Origin of the sequence: Haloarcula sp. K1 (assembly GCF_001647155.1) — an archaeon.
GTDB classification, from domain to species: domain Archaea; phylum Halobacteriota; class Halobacteria; order Halobacteriales; family Haloarculaceae; genus Haloarcula; species Haloarcula hispanica.
This window is the reverse complement of sequence record NZ_LRHL01000023.1, coordinates 13,555-30,306: the sequence shown is the minus strand read 5'-3', so window position 1 is coordinate 30,306 and position 16,752 is coordinate 13,555. Positions and strand designations below refer to the sequence as shown.

Below are 16,752 nucleotides of genomic sequence, written 5' to 3'. Positions count from 1 at the left end.
GCTACATATACCCGAGATCTTCGAGGTGCTCTTTGACTTCCTCCCCTGACCGGTCGCCGTCGTCCGACGCCGTCACCTGCGGTGTCGACGTGTGGTCTGTTTCGTCGAGTTCGGCTTCGATAGCCGCCCGGACGTCGACGACACTCTCGATTGCGTCGACCATGGCTGCGTCGGTCCCCGCAACCATCGCCTCATCGGTGTGGACGCCGTCCTGCAGACCGTGGTCGCTGACGAGCAGTAGCTCGTCGTTGTCACCGAGGTCGTCTCGAACCTCGCCGACGAACTCGTCGAGTTCTTCATAGGCGCGGTCCTGTAGAGACGGTTGTTCGTACGCAACGTGGCCGATGAGGTCGAGCCCGCTCGTGTATGCAAACACCAGTTCGTGTCGCCCACCTCTGAGCGCCCGACGTGCGCGAGCGAGGCGAACCATCGACATTTCGAGGCACTGCTCGTAGAACAGCGCCGGGTCTGTCGACGAGTGGCCGCCTTTCGCTTCGAGGTCGCGCTCGAAGAGGTCGCCGAGGTTCCGCCGGAGGCTGTGTTCGCGGTCCTCCGTGTCCGGGTCGATGACGTAGTTGGGGATGCCGATTGGAGCCGCCTCCCGGCCGTCGAACACTGTCGACAGGCCGTTCTCCTCGTAGTAGGTCGCCGGGATCCGGAACGCGTCCTGTTCGGTGTTGTTCAGTAGCCACGCGCCGAGACGCGTCTGCAGCCCCGACGGGAGAAGGTAGTCCGCGGCAGCACTCCCGAACCGGAGGACGGGGTTCTCCCAGGCAACGCCGTCGTCAAGCGTGATGCCGTGTTCCGGGGGCCTGAGCCCGGTAATGATCGTCGGCCAGAGTTCGTGCGTGCTGGGGCCGCCCTCGACGCTCCTGATCGTCTCGATAGCGTGGTGGTCAGCGAGCGTCAAATTCGGATGTGCCGTCGAGTCTACTAGTTCCGGGTCGAGTGCATCGATACCCAGCACTACGAGGACCATATCTACCCTGAACGTCTCAGTCGACGGCTTAAGACCTTTCGATGCACGCGATAGACGGCGGTACGACCTTAGCCAGACAGCGAACGGTACAGGTCGAGGTACTCCTCCGCGATTTTCCGCCAGTCGTACTTCTCCTCGACGCGGTCTCGTGCCTGTCTGGATATCTGTTTCGTGAGTTCGTAATCGGAGAGCAAGGTGGTGACGGCGTCTGCGATTGGTTCCGGTTCCTCTGTCGGAACGACAAAGCCCTCCTCCCCGTCGCGGACCATTTCGTTTGCTCCAGAAACATTGGTAACGACCACTGGACAGCCGGTCGACATGGCTTCCAGACGGACCATGGAAAAGCCCTCTGACCGAGAAGGGTGGACGAAGGCACGTGCTCGGGATAAGTGTTCTCGGACAATAGACTGGTCAACATACCCGTGGAACGTGACGTTTTCGTCTAGATCGAGATGCTTGACCTGAGCGACCAATTCGTCTTCTTGCGGCCCGTCACCAAAGACGTGGAGCTGGACTTCGGGATATTCCTGCTGGATTTGATCAAGTGCTTCGATCAAGATATCATAGCCTTTCCGTTCCCGAAGGCTACCGATGGCCACGAGTTCATGTGAGTCGTCCGGTTCACTGTACTCGAAGACGTCCGGATCAACGCCCAGCGGGATCGTCCGGAGCTTCGATTCGTCAACGAGGTCAGCATACATCTCGTAGGCTTCTTGATCGACAACCACAATTCGGTCTGCGGCGTCAAGCGTTCGCTTGAACAAATCCATCCGAGGTGGATCAAGGATTACATCGCGAGTCGCGTCAACAATTGTGTGAAGTGGATCGGTAAATGGCCTCGGAAGGTTTCTCCCTACCCAAGAAGAAAGCATCCGATTGAATTCCTCAGCCATGATGGCATGCCCTGTTTGGCACGGTCCAACGACGACAGGAACATTGTCATGAAGCTCTGAAACGAGGATTGGATTGAACCACCTGTAGCTGAGATTCATGTGGTGATATATATCAACAGATCCCTCCCGAAGTTCTCTTAAAAGTCTATAATACAAATAACTATAGAACGAGATCCTGTTAGAGCCCCCAAGCGGATACACAGTAACGTTTTCCGGTCTAAGAGTATCAGAAACTGATCTCGTGTATATATCGACAGTAAAATTATCGTCGTACAGGTTATTCAGGAGATTGTAACTCTTCCCGTATTCGTTGTTATGAATGTCTGTTTTGGTCGGTCCGATGAGAACTCGCGGCATACTGATGGTGGGAGATGGGGGAATTAACAGTTATTCTTGTCGTCTCTCTACTAGCCAGATAGCCATGGAGTGTATTCAGATATGATTATCACTTATAACCTAAGGCTTCAAGTTGCGATTCACGGGCAGGCTTTTGATCATCTCCGCCGCTATCAGAGACATTATACTCAGGGGTATATTCCTCAGTATCTATCCCGTCTAGTGTAATCCACGGGACCTCTCTTACAGCACTGACCGGAACTCCTTTCGGGTGGCCATATACCCCGCATTCACCTTTTGCATTGCCGTGGTCAGCGGTTAGAGCGATGGAGCCATCAATAGACGTTGAGAGGATACTAACTTCTTCCAGTATCCACTCTAGGTTGTCAATATATGCAGTCCAGAAGTCATCGTGCGAAACGGTGCCATCACAGAGGCGCCACCAGACTTTGCTACCGAACTTCTTTGTGCCCTTGAATTCACGAAACCACTCTGGTCGCGACCGGAAGGGTGCATGTGGTTGCATGTAATGAACAATCATTCTATCAACGCCCTTCTCGTCGCGTTTTCTCCAAGTGTTAATCGCGTGATCAGTCAGTTTCCGAGGCGAAACCGTCCGAATATCATACTCCGTACTGGCGATCCCAAAATGAGTGAACTCTGAAAACTCATCGTATTGTATCTGGTCCGTATATGGATTGCCTGTGATATATGCGGTTTCTTGGATCTCTGCTGAATGTCTTTCATTAAACGTTTTTTTGATCCATTCAGAGCTGGTACCGCCGACTGACCAGCGCGTCTCGAGTTTGCTATCAGCAAAAAGAGATTGATAAGAAGTTCCCTGTATGATTTCTTCCATGGCATCAGCCCTGCATCCGTCCAAGATGACCAATATATCCCAGTCTTCTTCCCAAACCACCTGCCCTTCCTGTTGCTTTGGAGCGAATCTCCCGAGCAAGCCGGCCCATAACTTTCTGAGTGCTATCTCGAGATTCTTTGGAGAAGGATCTGATTGTAGGCGGTCCACTGTATCAAAAAACCAATCAGAGAAGCTCATCTGTACTGTGTTGATTTGGTGGTCGAATGAATGTTTTGAAATGGCACCCTGTCCAGGCCCGGATGATTAAATACGGTACAATTGGAGAGTCGAGTTGAGTGACAATATCTAGCATCGCTAAGAACCCTCGTTGTTTTAATAAGGACAGAATAATAAACATATGGAAGAAATCCACAGATATCGATGGATATCGACCGGTCAAGTGTTGTTATATACGCCAGTAATATCGTACTGAGTCTAATTGGTTTTGTTGGAACCGCATATTTTGCTCAAACTCTCGGAGGAACGGTTCTTGGAATCTTTTTCACCTTTGATGCGGTCACGAGCGTGTTGATGACCGGAGCGCGGCTTGGAGTCGATACAGGGATAGAGAAGCGAATCAGCGAAACGACAACTCAACAGCGTGGGTCGTACTTGACTGCAGGATACCTCATAACACTCGCTCCAATTGTAATTATGTCTCTCGGATTGTTCGTACTTGAAGGCTATGTAGACGAATACATTGGTGTGGCGGCCGTACCCTTACTGATTGTATTTATTATTTCCAGTACCGGGAGATGGCTTACCGGAGCAGCCCTTCGTGGTGAAGGGCGAGTGGCGCTTAGCTCTCTTATCGAACTCTTTGGTGAAGTAATTCGTATAGTAACAAGTATCGCGCTAATCATGGCCGGGTTGAAGATATTTGCTCTGTTATATGGTGTCTTGATTGGAGTTGTCGTGAAGTTTGTCATATTTTACTTCGCCTTATCAAGTACGCTATCTATCCCAACTTGGGAAACTGTCAGAGACCTCTGGAGTTTCTCGAAGTATACATCATTCAATAGTGTGAGTTCCCTAGCATACAACTGGGCAGACACGCTCGTGTTGGCATACTTCGCGTCAAAGACCGCTGTTGCCGTATACGAGGCTTCTTGGAAGGTCAGTGTAGTCGCAGTAATGGCTAGCCAAGCCCTAACCCAGGCAGTGTTTCCATCTATCAGCGAGTGGGCGTCACGCAATGAGTACAGTCGCATTGAAACGGCCCTAAGCGAAGGCTTCACATATGGTCTCCTGCTTGTCATCCCCGCCGTAGTCGGTGTAGCGATACTCGCCGATCCATTCATGCAACTCGTCTATGACTTCGACACGGGTGGGTTAATCCTCATCCTCCTGATGGCGGAGAAGTTGTTGCAGGCCCCGAGAATCCTGATCCAGCGGACGCTCACGGGGATCGGCCACCCGAATCTCGTATTCCGGACGGCAGCGCTGACCCTCGTTGCAAACGTTGTACTCAATCTGTTACTGGTCCCGGAACTCGGATCGTTCGGTGCAGCGGCGGCAACAATAACGACAGTCAGCATCGCGCTCGTCATTCAGATCGCGTATCTCCGGCGGTTCATCACTGTGACAGCAAACTGGCGGGCGCTCGGAAGGCAGACGGTCACAGCGTTAATGATGGGCGCAGTGGTGTACGCGGCGTCAACCATCTTCCCGCCATCGACGCTTTTGAAGCTTGGTGGCTTAGTCGCACTCGGCGTCGTCGCGTACGGTCTCGGCATGGCAACGGACCGCGAAATCAGAGAGCGCGTGTTACAGATGGTGTAGCGCCTACCGATTGCACGCCACAAGTATCGACCTGTACCGCTCGCAGGCCGCCTCAAAGCTGTACTCGGTATCGATTCGATCGCGTCCGTTCTCGCTGATGCTGTCGAGGTCGTCTCGGTCCAGAATATCGAGTATTGTCTGTCGAAGCGCCGCCGGCTCCCGTGAATCGAGCAGGAAGCCGGTTTCGCCCTCGCGGACAACGTCTGGAACGCCCGAAACCGGCGAGGCCAGTACCGGCGTTCCGCAGGCCAGCCCCTCCAGAATTGTCGTCGGTAGTCCCTCCGTCGGCTGTGACGGCAACACGAGCAGCGAGAGATCGTTGAGTTGATCGGGTACGTCGTCGTGATCAACCCAGCCGGTGAGTTCGACTGCGCCACGTTCGATTTCAGACGCGAGTTCGGTTTCCAGCCACTCACGGAGGTCACCGTCGCCGATGAACCGGAACGTCACGTCACCAGGTAGTTCCGCGGCGACAGAAGCGAGTTCCCGGATGCCCTTCTCTTCGTCGAGCCGTCCGAGGAACCCAACGACGCGGTCGCGGTCGGCGTAGGGCTGCTGGACGCGAAATTCGTCCGTCCGGACGTAGCGCGCCCCCATCGGATACACGGTCGGGGATTCCGGATGCAGGTCCAGTTGGCGGGCCATCTCGGGCGTGTACGTGATGACCCCGTGAGCCGCGGCGAAGCCGGCTCGTTCGAGTGCACGGACGGCACCGGCGAGCCCGGCAGCCACCGGGTCCGGCAACTGCTGTTCCCAGTTCAGCCGGAGCGTCAGCGGCACGTCGCCGCGGGGTTCGACGAGAACCGTTTTACCGAGCAACCGAGCCGCGATAATGGGAAGCAGGTACGACGTTGCGCCGAAAAAAAGGACTACGTCTTCGTCACGGTCAGCAATAACGCGACACATCCGGAGTTGGTTCAGCAGGAACCGGACGGCGGCGGTGACGACGGAGTCGCCCGCGCCTTTTCGCGTGAGCTCAACGAGTTCGTGCCGGTCGCGAATCTCGGAATCAGCCGGCAGGTCAGCCGTCACGAGCGCGACTGATGTCACAGCCGACAGGATGTCGAGTAGGCTTCGTGTGGCGTTCTCGCCAGCAGCGGCGAGGGGATGGGTCACGACGCAGACGCTCTGGAGCGATTCGTCAGTCATAGATGCCACTTTCGCCCAGTGTCACGGGTGATTCGCTGGCTACCCTGTAGTGTCCGTGGGTGGAGAGAACGGGTCCCGGGGAGTGATTTAGACATATAGTTGTCATTAACAGGTCGGTTCATCGTCTATCCGCTTCATCACGAGGATAGTCGGATTTCCGTCCTCGGGGAACGACGAAAGTCCGGCGCTGTCTCTGAACTTTCGCTCCGCGCTGAGTTCGGTGTTCACCGGCGGACCGAACGTCCGGACGATTTCGTAGTCTTCCTCGGCAAACAGCGCCGACATGCGTTCAGTCACATCCGGGAACACGGACGGATCCTTGAAAAAGCGGAAGTAGTGGTAACTGGAGAGCACGACGTACTCGGGCGCGTTACAGTCCAGACGTTCAAGCCCTGGCTGCCAGTTTTCTCGGGGGAAGGTGGAGTGGATTTCATATCGGTTCACAGTTGTCTCGTCTGGAAATTCTGGGAGATACACTTGCTGCGAGTACACGTCAACAGTGTCGGAGCTATCTAGGTTGGCGTGTGTCCACGCCGTGGCCTCCTGACGTGATTCGTTAATATCTGCGACACCAACGGTCGTGTGTACGCCAGAAAAGACAATGACAAGCGTTAGAAGTCCGATCCCGGCTAGACGGACCGGATGGGAGAACTGACTCAACTCCGAGCCAGCGATACCAGCGAGGACCGCGAGAATCGGGAAGAGCGGCATTACCCGAGGGAACTGTGTCATATTCCCTTGCGTGATGACGATGAAGTACGGGATGGCATAGACGAGCAACAGCCAAACCGCACTGTCGAGGGTACCCCGCAAGAGGAAGGCGATGACAAGCAGTACGGACAGTATAGAAAACAGGAATAGCATGATTCCCTGCCCTTCGGCGAGGTGTGCGAGCTGGATGAGCCACCCCGGGTCCGACCAATTGTACGCAACAGAATCGCTCGTACTTCGGTAGATATATCGAGATATCTCGTCGGCCCATGAACCCGGATGGACGAATATCGATGGCGTTGTAGTGACGTAGCTGAGTATAGTTAGCGTCGGGTACCTCCAAACCGCTTTGACGAACTCACCAACGGTCCTCGACCCGTCCCAGTGGCGTTCGATGATGACGATAGCGATCGGAAGAACGAGGAGCCCGGCCGTTGCTTTCGTTGACGCTGCCAGGCCAGCGACCAGTGCGGCAGCCAACAGCGTTCTGGTCTCTCTCGAATGAAACGCACGAACCGTTAGCAGGAACCCGAGCATGAGGAAGAACGTCATCGGGACGTCCTCAGTTGCGTAGTGGGCGGTGAGGACATACCCGACAGAAGTCGTGAGAAAAACGGACGCAAGGATTCCGGCACGGCGGTCCAGTAGTTCTCTACCGAGGTAATAGAGGACGACAACAGTCCCAACACCGAACAGGACAGATACTAGCCGACCGGCGAACAGCACGTCGTAGAAGGCTGTGAGAAGATCAGGCGACACACCCCAGCTCGGCGAGCTGCCGACGCTAGCTGCGCCCGACATGATGTCGCCGAACTGTCCGGTCACGAGCCAGTACAGCGTCACCGGGACAAAAGAGAGCGCCAGAAGGTAGAGGTGAAGGTTCCCACCCTTCCGGAAGTTATCGATGAAGGGGTTCTGCTCGTATCCCATCCTGAGAGCGAGTTCGATAGCGCCGGTTTCGTCCGGAAACGTCAGATGCGGCCGCAGTCGCCAGGTACCGAAGAACATCAACAGGAACGCAGCGAGCGCAATGATCGGGACAACCGGCTCACGTCGGACCGACTTACTGATTCTGTTCCACAGATTAGAGGGCATTTCTTCTTGATTACCCACTGACTGTAATAGTCTGTGCGATTTTACGAGAGTACCCTCTGCACATGGTTATCATAACTTGTTCTTCGTGCTGAGATTACTGAGTCTTCTCCAGCCCCAGAAGACAATTACTAACAACTACCGATACAACGACTCTATATGATTTCTATCGTGGGCAGTACTGTGAATGACAACTGTTAATAAACCTGCTTGAAGAATCACAGTCACGGCATCACATAATGGCGACGACAGAGGACGTACGGGGTAACGCAAGTGAATTCACAGGTGAAGACCATGACAAGGTTCGAACCTCCGTTGTACTGCCAGCGTACAATGAAGTGGATAATGTCGAGCCACTAATCGAGGAAATCCAGTCAGTATTCCAGGACGAACCGGCATTTTCGCCATATAACATCGTTATCGTTGATGATGGTAGTACCGATGGTACTAGGAGCGTTATCCGTGACTTGGCAGAACACAATGAGAACGTTCTCGGATTATTACTGTCCCGCAACTTTGGACAAAGTGCAGCCTTGAACGCGGGTATCAAACAAGCAACTGGCGAATTTATCGTAACTCTTGATGCTGATCGACAGAACGACCCACAAGACATTCCGGACCTCCTCAATATGTTGATAAGTGGGGACAGCGAATCCGATAGCTATGATTGCGTCAGTGGCTGGCGGCGAGACCGGAACGACCCGTTGACAAAGACGATACCATCCGCGATACAGACACGGATGGCACGCTGGACCGGGCCAGATATCCACGATTTCGGTTGTACTCTGAAGGCATATCGGTCAGATGCTCTTAACGAAATAGAGTTGTATGGAGAGGGTCACCGGTATATTCCGGCAAAATTGTACAACCGGGGCTACAGAATTACAGAAATCCCAGTTAACCATCGCCCCCGGACGGAGGGCAGTTCAAAATACGGCACGAAACGACTCATAAGGGGCTTTGTTGACCTCTTGTTTCAGGTATTCTGGAACCGGTACTCAACCCGACCGGTTCACTTCCTCGGTGGGTTCGGATTGGTTTCGTTTGGGATAGGGATGCTAATCGGGATTCATGCAGTGTTCTCGAAGTACGTATTGGGTGTCCCGCTACTGCCAAATCTTCCCCGACTTGTACTAACGGTTGCACTCGTTCTATTTGGCCTTATTTTGATTATGTTCGGATTTCTGGCGGAGATGATTACAAAGTTACACTACATTGAGAGAGACCCCTACCGTGTGGAAGTAGTTATCGGCGGTGGCGCGGAAAACAAGTGACCTATAGCTGACACCCTGTATTAGTATGTCAAGAAGAAACACAGACATCCGTAGCATCCTCTCGGCTTTGCTTCGCGTTTCTATCAGTGTAATACTACTCTGGTATGTGATCAGTAGAGTCGGATTCGACACACTCATTGAACATCTCCAAACGCTTGAGCCAGTCACACTAATTATCGCTGTTGGACTAAGTGTTCTTGGTGTCGGCCTCAGCGCTTGGAAGTGGCGAGTTCTGCTTTCTGTGAAAGGTATAAAATTAACGCTCCTCACCGCTTGGGTTTATTACTACATCGGCCAGTTCTTCAATGCGTTCCTCCCATCAATTATCGGTGGAGACACTGCACGGATGTACTACCTCTATGCGGATACAAACGACGGATCCGCATCAGTTTCTTCTGTCGTGATTGAGCGGATTGCTGGCCTCTACTCGATCTTGTGTATCGTTTTGGTTGCGGTCGCATTTGGCTACGAACTAGTTCCGACTCGGATCGCAGATATGGTACTCCTCGGCTGTGCGGTCGGGATAATTACGATACCACTATTGCTATTTACTGACCTGTTACGTCCAGTCCTAGAAACAACGATTTTTGACATACAAGTGCTCGACATCGGGAACCGGGCTGAAAGATTGTACACTGCAGTGTACGAGTATCGTCAAGCCAAACGAGCAGTGGTCATTGCACTTTTACTTTCGGTCGTGTTCCGAGTCTTACTGATCGCCAGCAACTACGTCGTCGCCTTGGGGCTTGGGATTGAGATACCACTCGTGTACTTTTTTGTATTTATTCCACTAGTGGAACTCTTCCTCTTTTTGCCGATATCAATCCAAGGCTTTGGGGTGCGTGAGAGCGCGTATCTATATCTGTTCACTTCGGTGGGAGTCGGAGACGGTGTCGCGTTGACGTTCGGAGTCGTAATGCAGCTTATTCTCCGAGTAATAAACAATATTATCGGTGGCGCCGTATATGCCGTTCATACTCTCCGTTCCTGAAACTTCGAAACCTGATTCAAGAAGGGATATAATGCCCGACTGTCAATCCCAAGTAAATGAACGATATCGTGCTGATTACAGCTGATTCGGTCCGGTATGACTACATCGAAGAGATGGAGTTTCTTTCGGGATTCCCAACACAATCGGGAACGACAGTCGGCCATTACACCAGGCCGAGTCTAGCAGGCCTCCTGTCTAGTCAGTACCAGGCAACGATGAAGTCGGCTGTAGCTGGACCAACAATACCCGAAGTCATGTCGAACGCCGGGTACACGACAATCGGTCTAGCTCCGAGCCCACAACTTGACGAAGTGTTCAATTTCAATCAGGGGTTCGATAAGTACGAGAATTTCGTTGATGCAGGCAATCGCGGCAGCAACCGACGGGAGATTCTCGGGCAGTTTGATCTTCTTCGAAAAGTCTACCATCGCTTCTTTCCGCCACATGCGAAAATGTCCGATCTTCCGACTGATAAAGCGGTTGTCGAGCAAGCAATAGAGCAGTTCAACGAAGCTACTGGGCCTCGGTTCATGTGGGTGCATTTAATGGGTAGCCATCGGCCATATGGCCGTGGTGATGACGCCATTTCGAGGTCACTCGATAGGAAAGCCTTGTTTTCACCGTCCTCGCTCAAGGATTCCGAACACCAAGAGATTACATCGGCCTATAAAAATGCCCTCTCAAGAGTCGATACCGTCATTGAAGATCTTTTGATGGATCTCGATGGTGATCCGACGTTCATATTCACCTCAGATCACGGCGATGAATTCGGGGAAGAGGGGTACTACTATCATCAACCACAGCGCAGGCGAACAGCCGATAAGCTGGTCACCGTTCCCATTGTCAGCAACGATATTTCGCTTACTGGAGATCGGTGTAGTCTCCTCGACATTGGGCCGATGATCGCTACTCAAGCCGGCATAGATCCGCCCGAGGAGTGGAACGGTATCGATATTCGATCAGAATCCAGGTCGTATACGCTGACAATTGCGCCCTGGCACAATACGGCTTCACTCCGACTCGCAACCAACGACTACACCGTTACCAGCACCGATGGACGTGTATCGATGACGGAAGCAGGTACTGATACCCATGTCGAAAGGAACGAACAGGCAGAAGAGGTCCAAGAGCGACTTCAGGACCTTGGATACGTTGAGTAACGTCGTACTGTAGACCGGTCAGTGCTATCTCCAGACGTACATTCCGTAAAGGTATCCCACGCCGACACTGCTGGTGAGAAGAAACAGGAAGACCAGCTGCAGGACTGCGCCGAGCGACGGAGATTCGACGAGTCCACGGAGACGTAACGGGAGGAACCGAAACAGGAGGTCGCTGAGGAAATCGGACTCCTCGCCGGTCGATTCCGGTACAAACACCTCCATGCCGCGCTTCGAGTACCCCTGCCAGAACGCGCGGTCGACGAGCCACCCGGGGTCGGTTCGGTAGTCGAATATCTTGTGCGCGACGAGCGCGTCCGGGGTGTAGTACACTCCCTCGTCGTATTCCGTTCGCAAGCGCGCACAGAGTTCCGTCTCCCCGCCCTGGAGGTTCTTCTCGCCCTGGCGGCCGCCGATATCGTCGTCGAAGCCGCCCAGTTCAAGGAACACGTCCCGATCGAAGGAGATGTTCGAGCCGAAGGTGTTGCGGACGACGCCGGGTTCGTCGGGGTCGCCATTCGGGCCAAAGCCACGGTGGGTGACGCCGATGAGCCAGTAGAACTCCTCGGGGAGAAAGCTCGGTTTGCCGGCGACCCACGCCGGCGTCATTCGGCCGCCGACCGCGAGGGCGTCGTGTCGTTCGTAGGCATCGACTAGCGCCGCGACCCACTCTTCATCGGCGATTGCGTCGTCGTCGATGAACGCGACTACGTCACCGGTGGCGACTCCGGCCCCGTTGTTCCGGCTCTCTAGCAGTCCGACGTTTGCATCGTTGCAGTGAGTCATGACAGCGTCCCGGTCGCCGTAGTCAGAGTCGTACTGTTCGTACACTTCTTGGTTACCATCCGAGACCAGTACGAGTTCCACGTCGTCGTAGGTCTGGGCTAAGACACTCTCGGCCGCCGCCCGGCAGTCGTCGTACCGCTCCATCGTGTGCGTACAGAGCACGACCGAGACTCGCATGGTCGGTGGTGTGCCACCGGTGCTGTTAGGCGTTTCCATCCTGCGCTCGCACAGAGGTCAAAAGGCTTATGCGCGCCTTGGCAGTTTTTCCGTGCAATGAGTCAATCACGGGGCTATCTTGACGACAACCCCGAACTCGAGTCCGCCCTGGAGTGGGCCGAGCGCTGGTACCACGTTCCGGTCCTCCTGGTACTGCTCGGGTTCATGCTGTGGAATCGTGTCCGGAGTTGGCAGAACTTTATCGTTGACGGCGAGGTGCTCTTCAGCGGGAACGACGCCTGGTACCACTACCGTTCGACGCAGTACGTGGTCCAGAACTGGCCCTCGACGATGCCGTTCGACCCCTGGACGAATTTCCCATACGGAACCAGTAACGGGCAGTTCGGGACGCTGTTCGACCAGATCATCGCGACAGTGGCCCTGATTATCGGTCTGGGTTCACCCAGCGACCAGACGGTCGCGATGACGGTCCTGTTCGCGCCAGCCGTGTTCGGAACACTCGTTGCGATTCCGACGTACCTCATCGGACGGCGACTCGGCGGCCGCCTCGGCGGTGTAACTGCAGTTACTGTGATGGCATTCTCGACGGGGTGGCTCCTGCAACGGAGCCTCGTCGGTTTCTCCGACCACCACGTCGCTGAAGCGCTCTTTCAGGTACTCGGTGTCCTCGGAGTCATGGTGGCTGTCAGCGTCGCCGCGCGGGACAAGCCGATCTACGAGCAGTTCCTTGAGCGAGATATCGATGCATTGCGGGACACCATCAGTTGGTCCATGCTGGCCGGTGTGGCGATTGCCCTGTATCTCTGGGTTTGGCCGCCGGGTGTACTCCTTCTCGGGATTCTCGGTGTCTTCTTCCTGCTCCGGTTGTGTCTGGAGTATGTTCACGACAGCAGCCCGGAACACACGGCCATCGCGGGCGCAATCACGATGATAACTACCGCTGTAGTGAGCGCGTCTCGAATCACCGTCCTTGAAATCACAGCGACCTCTCAGTCGCTGCTACAGCCGGGTCTGGCACTGGCCGTTGGCCTCGGTTGCGTGTTCATGGCATGGCTGGCCCGATTCATGGAGCAGCGCGAGTACGGCCGGTACGTGTACCCTGCGACCGTGTTCGGGATTCTCGCTATCGGGGCTGTCCTGATGGCCGTCTTGACCCCTACTCTGTGGGAATTCTTTACGCGAAACGTAATGCGGGTCATCGGATTCTCCATCAGCGAAACGGCCAGCACCGTCGGTGAAGCCGCGCCGCTGCCGGGCGTCGGCAAGTTGTTTGCCTGGCACGGGTTCGCTGTCATCGTTGCGGCGATCGGTGGACTCTTTCTGCTCGCAAAACAGTTCCTCTCCGACGATGCGCCCGCTGAAGAGCTGCTTGTTGTTGTCTGGGCAGTGTTCATTCTATCTGCCACGTTCACACAGCAGCGGTTCGAGTACTATCTCGGCGCACCGATTGCAGTGCTGTCAGGGATGGTCGTCGGCCGATTCATCCGCTGGTTCGATTTCAGCGCCGACGATGGTATCGAATACTATCAGGTCATAACAATTCTCGCGGTACTCCTCGTCATCGTCGTCCCGCTGTTCGCCTTCGGTACGACGTCGCCGGTCGAGGCTGGCAAGACCGGTCCCGGTCCGGCTATTCAGGGCTGGGACGAGAGCCTGCAGTGGATGGAAGGGAACACGCCTGCGGAGGGCGCGTACGGCTCCGGTGGTGACGCGACACTCGATTACTACGGTACCTATGAGAAACAGGAGGACTTCGACTACCAGGAAGGGCAGTACGGCGTCCTATCGTGGTGGGACTACGGGCACTGGATTACAACCAGGGCCGAGCGCGTTCCGAACGCGAACCCATTCCAGCAGGGGACGGACACAGCCGCGCCGTTCCTGATCGCACAGAATGAGACGCGGGCAAACGATATCCTTGACAGCACAGACGAGGATGACGCGAAGACACGGTACGTCGCCGTCGACTGGAAGATGGCCGAGACCAATGGCAACATTCTCGGCGACCGTGGTGGCAAGTTTTTCGCTCCATCGGCATTCGTTGACGGGGTGCAGGCCAGCGATTATTACAGTCCGCTGTACGTCCAGACTCAGAGTGGAAGCTTCCGTCAGGTGACGTTCCAGCAGCAGGCCTACTACGAGACGATGGTTACCCGGCTATACCGGTTCCACGGCAGCGCCGCGGAGCCACAACCGATTGTCATCGACTGGGAGAACAAGGAGACTCGCCAAGGAGGCCAGTACCGCGGTGCACCGACCAACGAAGAGGAACCGGAGGGCCAGCGACAGGGACAGATCGTTCGCCAGTTCCAGAGCATGGAGGAGGCCCGTCAGTACGTCGAACAGGACACAACCTCACAACTCGGTGGGTACGGAGGCGCTCCCCCCGAGCGGGTTCCAGCGATGGAGCACTATCGCTTGGTCGGATCCAGCGAAACTGAGCCGTACGAAGTATACGGACTCCCGTCGTTGCGCCAACACTCCGCTTGGACGAAGATATTCGAGCGCGTCCCCGGTGCGACGGTCGAAGGAACTGGACCGGCGAACACGACAGTGCGGACCGCCGTGGAGATGCGTAACCCGGCCACGAACAAGACGTTCGTCTACCGCCAGCGGACCCAGACCGACCAGAACGGGAACTTCGAGATGACCGTTCCCTACTCGACTACCGGATACGACGATTGGGGCACCGACGAGGGCTACACGAACGTGAGCGTCCGTGCCGAGACTCAGTACCAGTTCACAGCAATCGGGACCAACGACGGGAACCGGACCGGCTTTACCGGGACGACCGAGGTTACTGAAGGACAGGTCATCGGCGAGGACGACTCCGCGGCAACCGTCGAACTGGAACCGGTAACGATTCAGCAGGGCAATGGGACCAGCAGTGAATCGCGCACCCCGATGACAGAAGACGCGGCTGAAGCAGGAGCGTAACGGAGTCCCAGCGGTCAGTCACCGTCAGGCCGACTGTTCGGTCCAACTGAGAATTTTTGCAGGATTTCGTCGACGGGCCGCGTTCTAGCAGTGGTCCATGCTCGCGAAAAAACCGACAGCAGCGGTACCGCGCTCACTCGGCTAGCGGATTGAACGTGCCGTTGATGTCCCACTCGTGGAGGCAGTGCGGGTCGCCGGACTGCTTGGTGTCGTCGTCGGTGACGATGCGCCAACTGTGTTGTTCTGGGTCCCACTCGTCGACCCGCCCACACCGCTCACACTCGCGTTTGCGTGGGGTGACGATTTCAGCCATATCTGGTGCAAGCGCGTGGGTCGTTATCAGGCTGCCGGTCCCTGACCGTTTGCCTGCCCGCTCCCAATTGAGCACAATGGGTTTTCACAGGCTTGACGTCGAGCGGGCCGAAGAACTGGACGATGAGAGTCGCTATGAGTCCCCTCTCGGTCGGCGAACTGCTCGCGCTGTTAGACCCTGCTGTCTCGACGGTCGTGGCAGACCTCGGGAGCAGGCGTGGTTTTACACACCGACCACGACCCGCGACGGCTTCGCTGTCGGTGGGACATGCTGAGATTCAGCGAGTGTAGAACCCAATTCCTGATAGCACCGTGAACACAGTTAAAACTCAGCAAGTCTAAAATAGCGGCTGTCTCCCTGATCGCCAGCCCCGCTACGTGGAGATGCACCTCAAACCGCCGGACAGATATCGGGGTGCACTCGTTCATCAAAACGTCTTGTCTGTCCTTATCTAACGTTTCGTTGAGGAGATCAGTGAGCTTCAGGATAGAGTTCACTATGACCCCCTCACCTCTCAAACTCGCTCAAATAGGCAGCGTTGACGTTCCTACTCTTTCAATTATTCACCAACCATCATCACAGTAATAATCCGGCTCAGATCTGTAACTACCGTCACACTTAGATGTTTTATTAACAGTGTAACACGTATATTCACAGTTGTCACAGTCATCGTCACAGCCACTAGACCCTGCACTAAAGATGGCATCACGATCAACAAATGCTATTGCATTCTTAGTGTTCGGCTGAGTCCGAAGGCTGGTAAACAGTCCGTTGAGTTCGCCATCAACGGTAATCTCGGTGACCGTGTTACCATCAGCTTTTGCTGGCCAGATGGTAACATTCATATCTGCATCCGAATTGGGCATACCGAGGCTCTTTATTCCCAGCGCATCCACCGATGGCGAATTGATCACTCCCTCTTCAGCAAGAGCTTCAAGCATGGCTTCTTCTTCTGACAGAGCAGATTTGACCGCATCTAGACTCTGGTACCCATCTTTAGCAGCTGCAACCTCTTCATCGCTAAACTCCGGGCCGGTGTTCGCACTTGCAAGCCCGCTTGTAGCTGTCGCAGCACCAGTTGTACCAATTCCTTGGAGCACTCGTCGGCGGTTTATCGTCGTATCGCTCGCCGTCTCTTCCATATTATCAGACATGCCTCCATCTGACCAGATGTGTCTATTACTAAATAAATTTTCGATTACACTTCCATGACAGGTAATGTACCGGTGATCTAGGAGATATGTAACTCCTCCAATCATCAGTCATCAACAAGATTTCAGGAGATTTATTTCAGTAGTTCTGTATATATGTATAAG

General features: G+C 54.8%; 13 protein-coding genes. 5 read left to right on the top strand and 8 right to left on the bottom strand.

Annotated elements, in window-relative coordinates:
- Nucleotide 1 precedes the first annotated feature (1 nt).
- The 3 genes from AV929_RS07690 to AV929_RS07680 all read right to left on the bottom strand — a co-directional run bounded on the left by AV929_RS07690 (nucleotide 2) and on the right by AV929_RS07680 (nucleotide 3,265).
- A complete protein-coding gene (locus AV929_RS07690; RefSeq protein ID WP_014040090.1) occupies nucleotides 2–979 on the bottom strand; it encodes an alkaline phosphatase family protein in 978 nt (325 codons plus the stop codon).
- Between the two features lie 68 nt (nucleotides 980–1,047).
- Nucleotides 1,048–2,229: a glycosyltransferase family 4 protein gene (locus tag AV929_RS07685; RefSeq protein ID WP_044951784.1), complete on the bottom strand. Its 1,182-nt coding sequence runs from the start codon at nucleotides 2,227–2,229 to the stop codon at nucleotides 1,048–1,050.
- 88 nt (nucleotides 2,230–2,317) lie between these two features.
- Complete coding sequence (locus AV929_RS07680; protein WP_064287915.1) at nucleotides 2,318–3,265, bottom strand: hypothetical protein; 948 nt, start codon at nucleotides 3,263–3,265, stop codon at nucleotides 2,318–2,320.
- Nucleotides 3,266–3,448: 183 nt separating this feature from the next.
- On the opposite strand from AV929_RS07680, the gene AV929_RS07675 reads away from it, so the two are divergent.
- On the top strand, nucleotides 3,449–4,849 hold the full coding sequence (locus tag AV929_RS07675) for a flippase (protein WP_064287914.1): 1,401 nt from the start codon (nucleotides 3,449–3,451) through the stop codon (nucleotides 4,847–4,849).
- A 3-nt stretch (nucleotides 4,850–4,852) separates the two neighbouring features.
- Here AV929_RS07675 and AV929_RS07670 read toward each other — a convergent pair whose 3' ends face one another.
- Both AV929_RS07670 and AV929_RS07665 read right to left on the bottom strand, forming a co-directional pair.
- Nucleotides 4,853–5,998, bottom strand: coding sequence for a glycosyltransferase family 4 protein (locus tag AV929_RS07670; RefSeq protein WP_064287913.1), 1,146 nt, complete (start codon nucleotides 5,996–5,998; stop codon nucleotides 4,853–4,855).
- 105 nt (nucleotides 5,999–6,103) lie between these two features.
- Nucleotides 6,104–7,804, bottom strand: coding sequence for a glycosyltransferase family 39 protein (locus tag AV929_RS07665; RefSeq protein WP_023843212.1), 1,701 nt, complete (start codon nucleotides 7,802–7,804; stop codon nucleotides 6,104–6,106).
- Between the two features lie 236 nt (nucleotides 7,805–8,040).
- Here AV929_RS07665 and AV929_RS07660 point away from each other — a divergent pair, with 236 nt between their 5' ends.
- From AV929_RS07660 to AV929_RS07650, 3 genes are read left to right on the top strand one after another with little or no spacing between them, the layout of a single operon-like run.
- Entirely contained in the window at nucleotides 8,041–9,075 is a 1,035-nt protein-coding gene (locus AV929_RS07660) for a glycosyltransferase family 2 protein (protein WP_014040085.1), read from the top strand.
- A 25-nt stretch (nucleotides 9,076–9,100) separates the two neighbouring features.
- Nucleotides 9,101–10,066: a lysylphosphatidylglycerol synthase transmembrane domain-containing protein gene (locus tag AV929_RS07655; protein WP_064287912.1), complete on the top strand. Its 966-nt coding sequence runs from the start codon at nucleotides 9,101–9,103 to the stop codon at nucleotides 10,064–10,066.
- Between the two features lie 56 nt (nucleotides 10,067–10,122).
- Nucleotides 10,123–11,226, top strand: coding sequence for a sulfatase-like hydrolase/transferase (locus tag AV929_RS07650; RefSeq protein ID WP_064287911.1), 1,104 nt, complete (start codon nucleotides 10,123–10,125; stop codon nucleotides 11,224–11,226).
- Between the two features lie 24 nt (nucleotides 11,227–11,250).
- On the opposite strand, the gene aglG is transcribed toward AV929_RS07650, so the two are convergent.
- Nucleotides 11,251–12,186, bottom strand: a complete 936-nt coding sequence (aglG, locus tag AV929_RS07645; protein WP_044951778.1) for a glucosyl-dolichyl phosphate glucuronosyltransferase — start codon at nucleotides 12,184–12,186, stop codon at nucleotides 11,251–11,253.
- A 96-nt stretch (nucleotides 12,187–12,282) separates the two neighbouring features.
- Between aglG and AV929_RS07640 the strand changes: the two genes are divergently transcribed.
- Nucleotides 12,283–15,123, top strand: coding sequence for an oligosaccharyl transferase, archaeosortase A system-associated (locus AV929_RS07640; RefSeq protein WP_064287910.1), 2,841 nt, complete (start codon nucleotides 12,283–12,285; stop codon nucleotides 15,121–15,123).
- 133 nt (nucleotides 15,124–15,256) lie between these two features.
- Here the strand turns inward: AV929_RS07640 and AV929_RS07635 are convergent, their stop codons facing one another.
- Nucleotides 15,257–15,436 carry an HEWD family protein gene (locus AV929_RS07635; RefSeq protein WP_014040080.1) on the bottom strand — a complete coding sequence of 60 codons (180 nt, stop codon included), beginning with the start codon at nucleotides 15,434–15,436 and terminating at the stop codon, nucleotides 15,257–15,259.
- Nucleotides 15,437–15,999: 563 nt separating this feature from the next.
- The gene (locus AV929_RS21840) at nucleotides 16,000–16,578 is read right to left on the bottom strand and encodes a hypothetical protein (protein WP_155120739.1); all 579 of its coding nucleotides are present in this window, start codon (nucleotides 16,576–16,578) and stop codon (nucleotides 16,000–16,002) included.
- Nucleotides 16,579–16,752 lie beyond the last annotated feature (174 nt).

Bases quoted from the DNA above. Each gene is read 5' to 3' on its own strand.
- AV929_RS21840 (WP_155120739.1), bottom strand. From the start codon at position 16,578: ATGGAAGAGACGGCGAGCGATACGACGATAAACCGCCGACGAGTGCTC.
- aglG (WP_044951778.1), bottom strand. From the start codon at position 12,186: ATGCGAGTCTCGGTCGTGCTCTGTACGCACACGATGGAGCGGTACGAC.
- AV929_RS07660 (WP_014040085.1), top strand. From the start codon at position 8,041: ATGGCGACGACAGAGGACGTACGGGGTAACGCAAGTGAATTCACAGGT.
- AV929_RS07665 (WP_023843212.1), bottom strand. From the start codon at position 7,804: ATGCCCTCTAATCTGTGGAACAGAATCAGTAAGTCGGTCCGACGTGAG.
- AV929_RS07635 (WP_014040080.1), bottom strand. From the start codon at position 15,436: ATGGCTGAAATCGTCACCCCACGCAAACGCGAGTGTGAGCGGTGTGGG.
- AV929_RS07670 (WP_064287913.1), bottom strand. From the start codon at position 5,998: ATGACTGACGAATCGCTCCAGAGCGTCTGCGTCGTGACCCATCCCCTC.
- AV929_RS07685 (WP_044951784.1), bottom strand. From the start codon at position 2,229: ATGCCGCGAGTTCTCATCGGACCGACCAAAACAGACATTCATAACAAC.
- AV929_RS07680 (WP_064287915.1), bottom strand. From the start codon at position 3,265: ATGAGCTTCTCTGATTGGTTTTTTGATACAGTGGACCGCCTACAATCA.
- AV929_RS07640 (WP_064287910.1), top strand. From the start codon at position 12,283: ATGAGTCAATCACGGGGCTATCTTGACGACAACCCCGAACTCGAGTCC.
- AV929_RS07650 (WP_064287911.1), top strand. From the start codon at position 10,123: ATGAACGATATCGTGCTGATTACAGCTGATTCGGTCCGGTATGACTAC.
- AV929_RS07675 (WP_064287914.1), top strand. From the start codon at position 3,449: ATGGATATCGACCGGTCAAGTGTTGTTATATACGCCAGTAATATCGTA.
- AV929_RS07690 (WP_014040090.1), bottom strand. From the start codon at position 979: ATGGTCCTCGTAGTGCTGGGTATCGATGCACTCGACCCGGAACTAGTA.
- AV929_RS07655 (WP_064287912.1), top strand. From the start codon at position 9,101: ATGTCAAGAAGAAACACAGACATCCGTAGCATCCTCTCGGCTTTGCTT.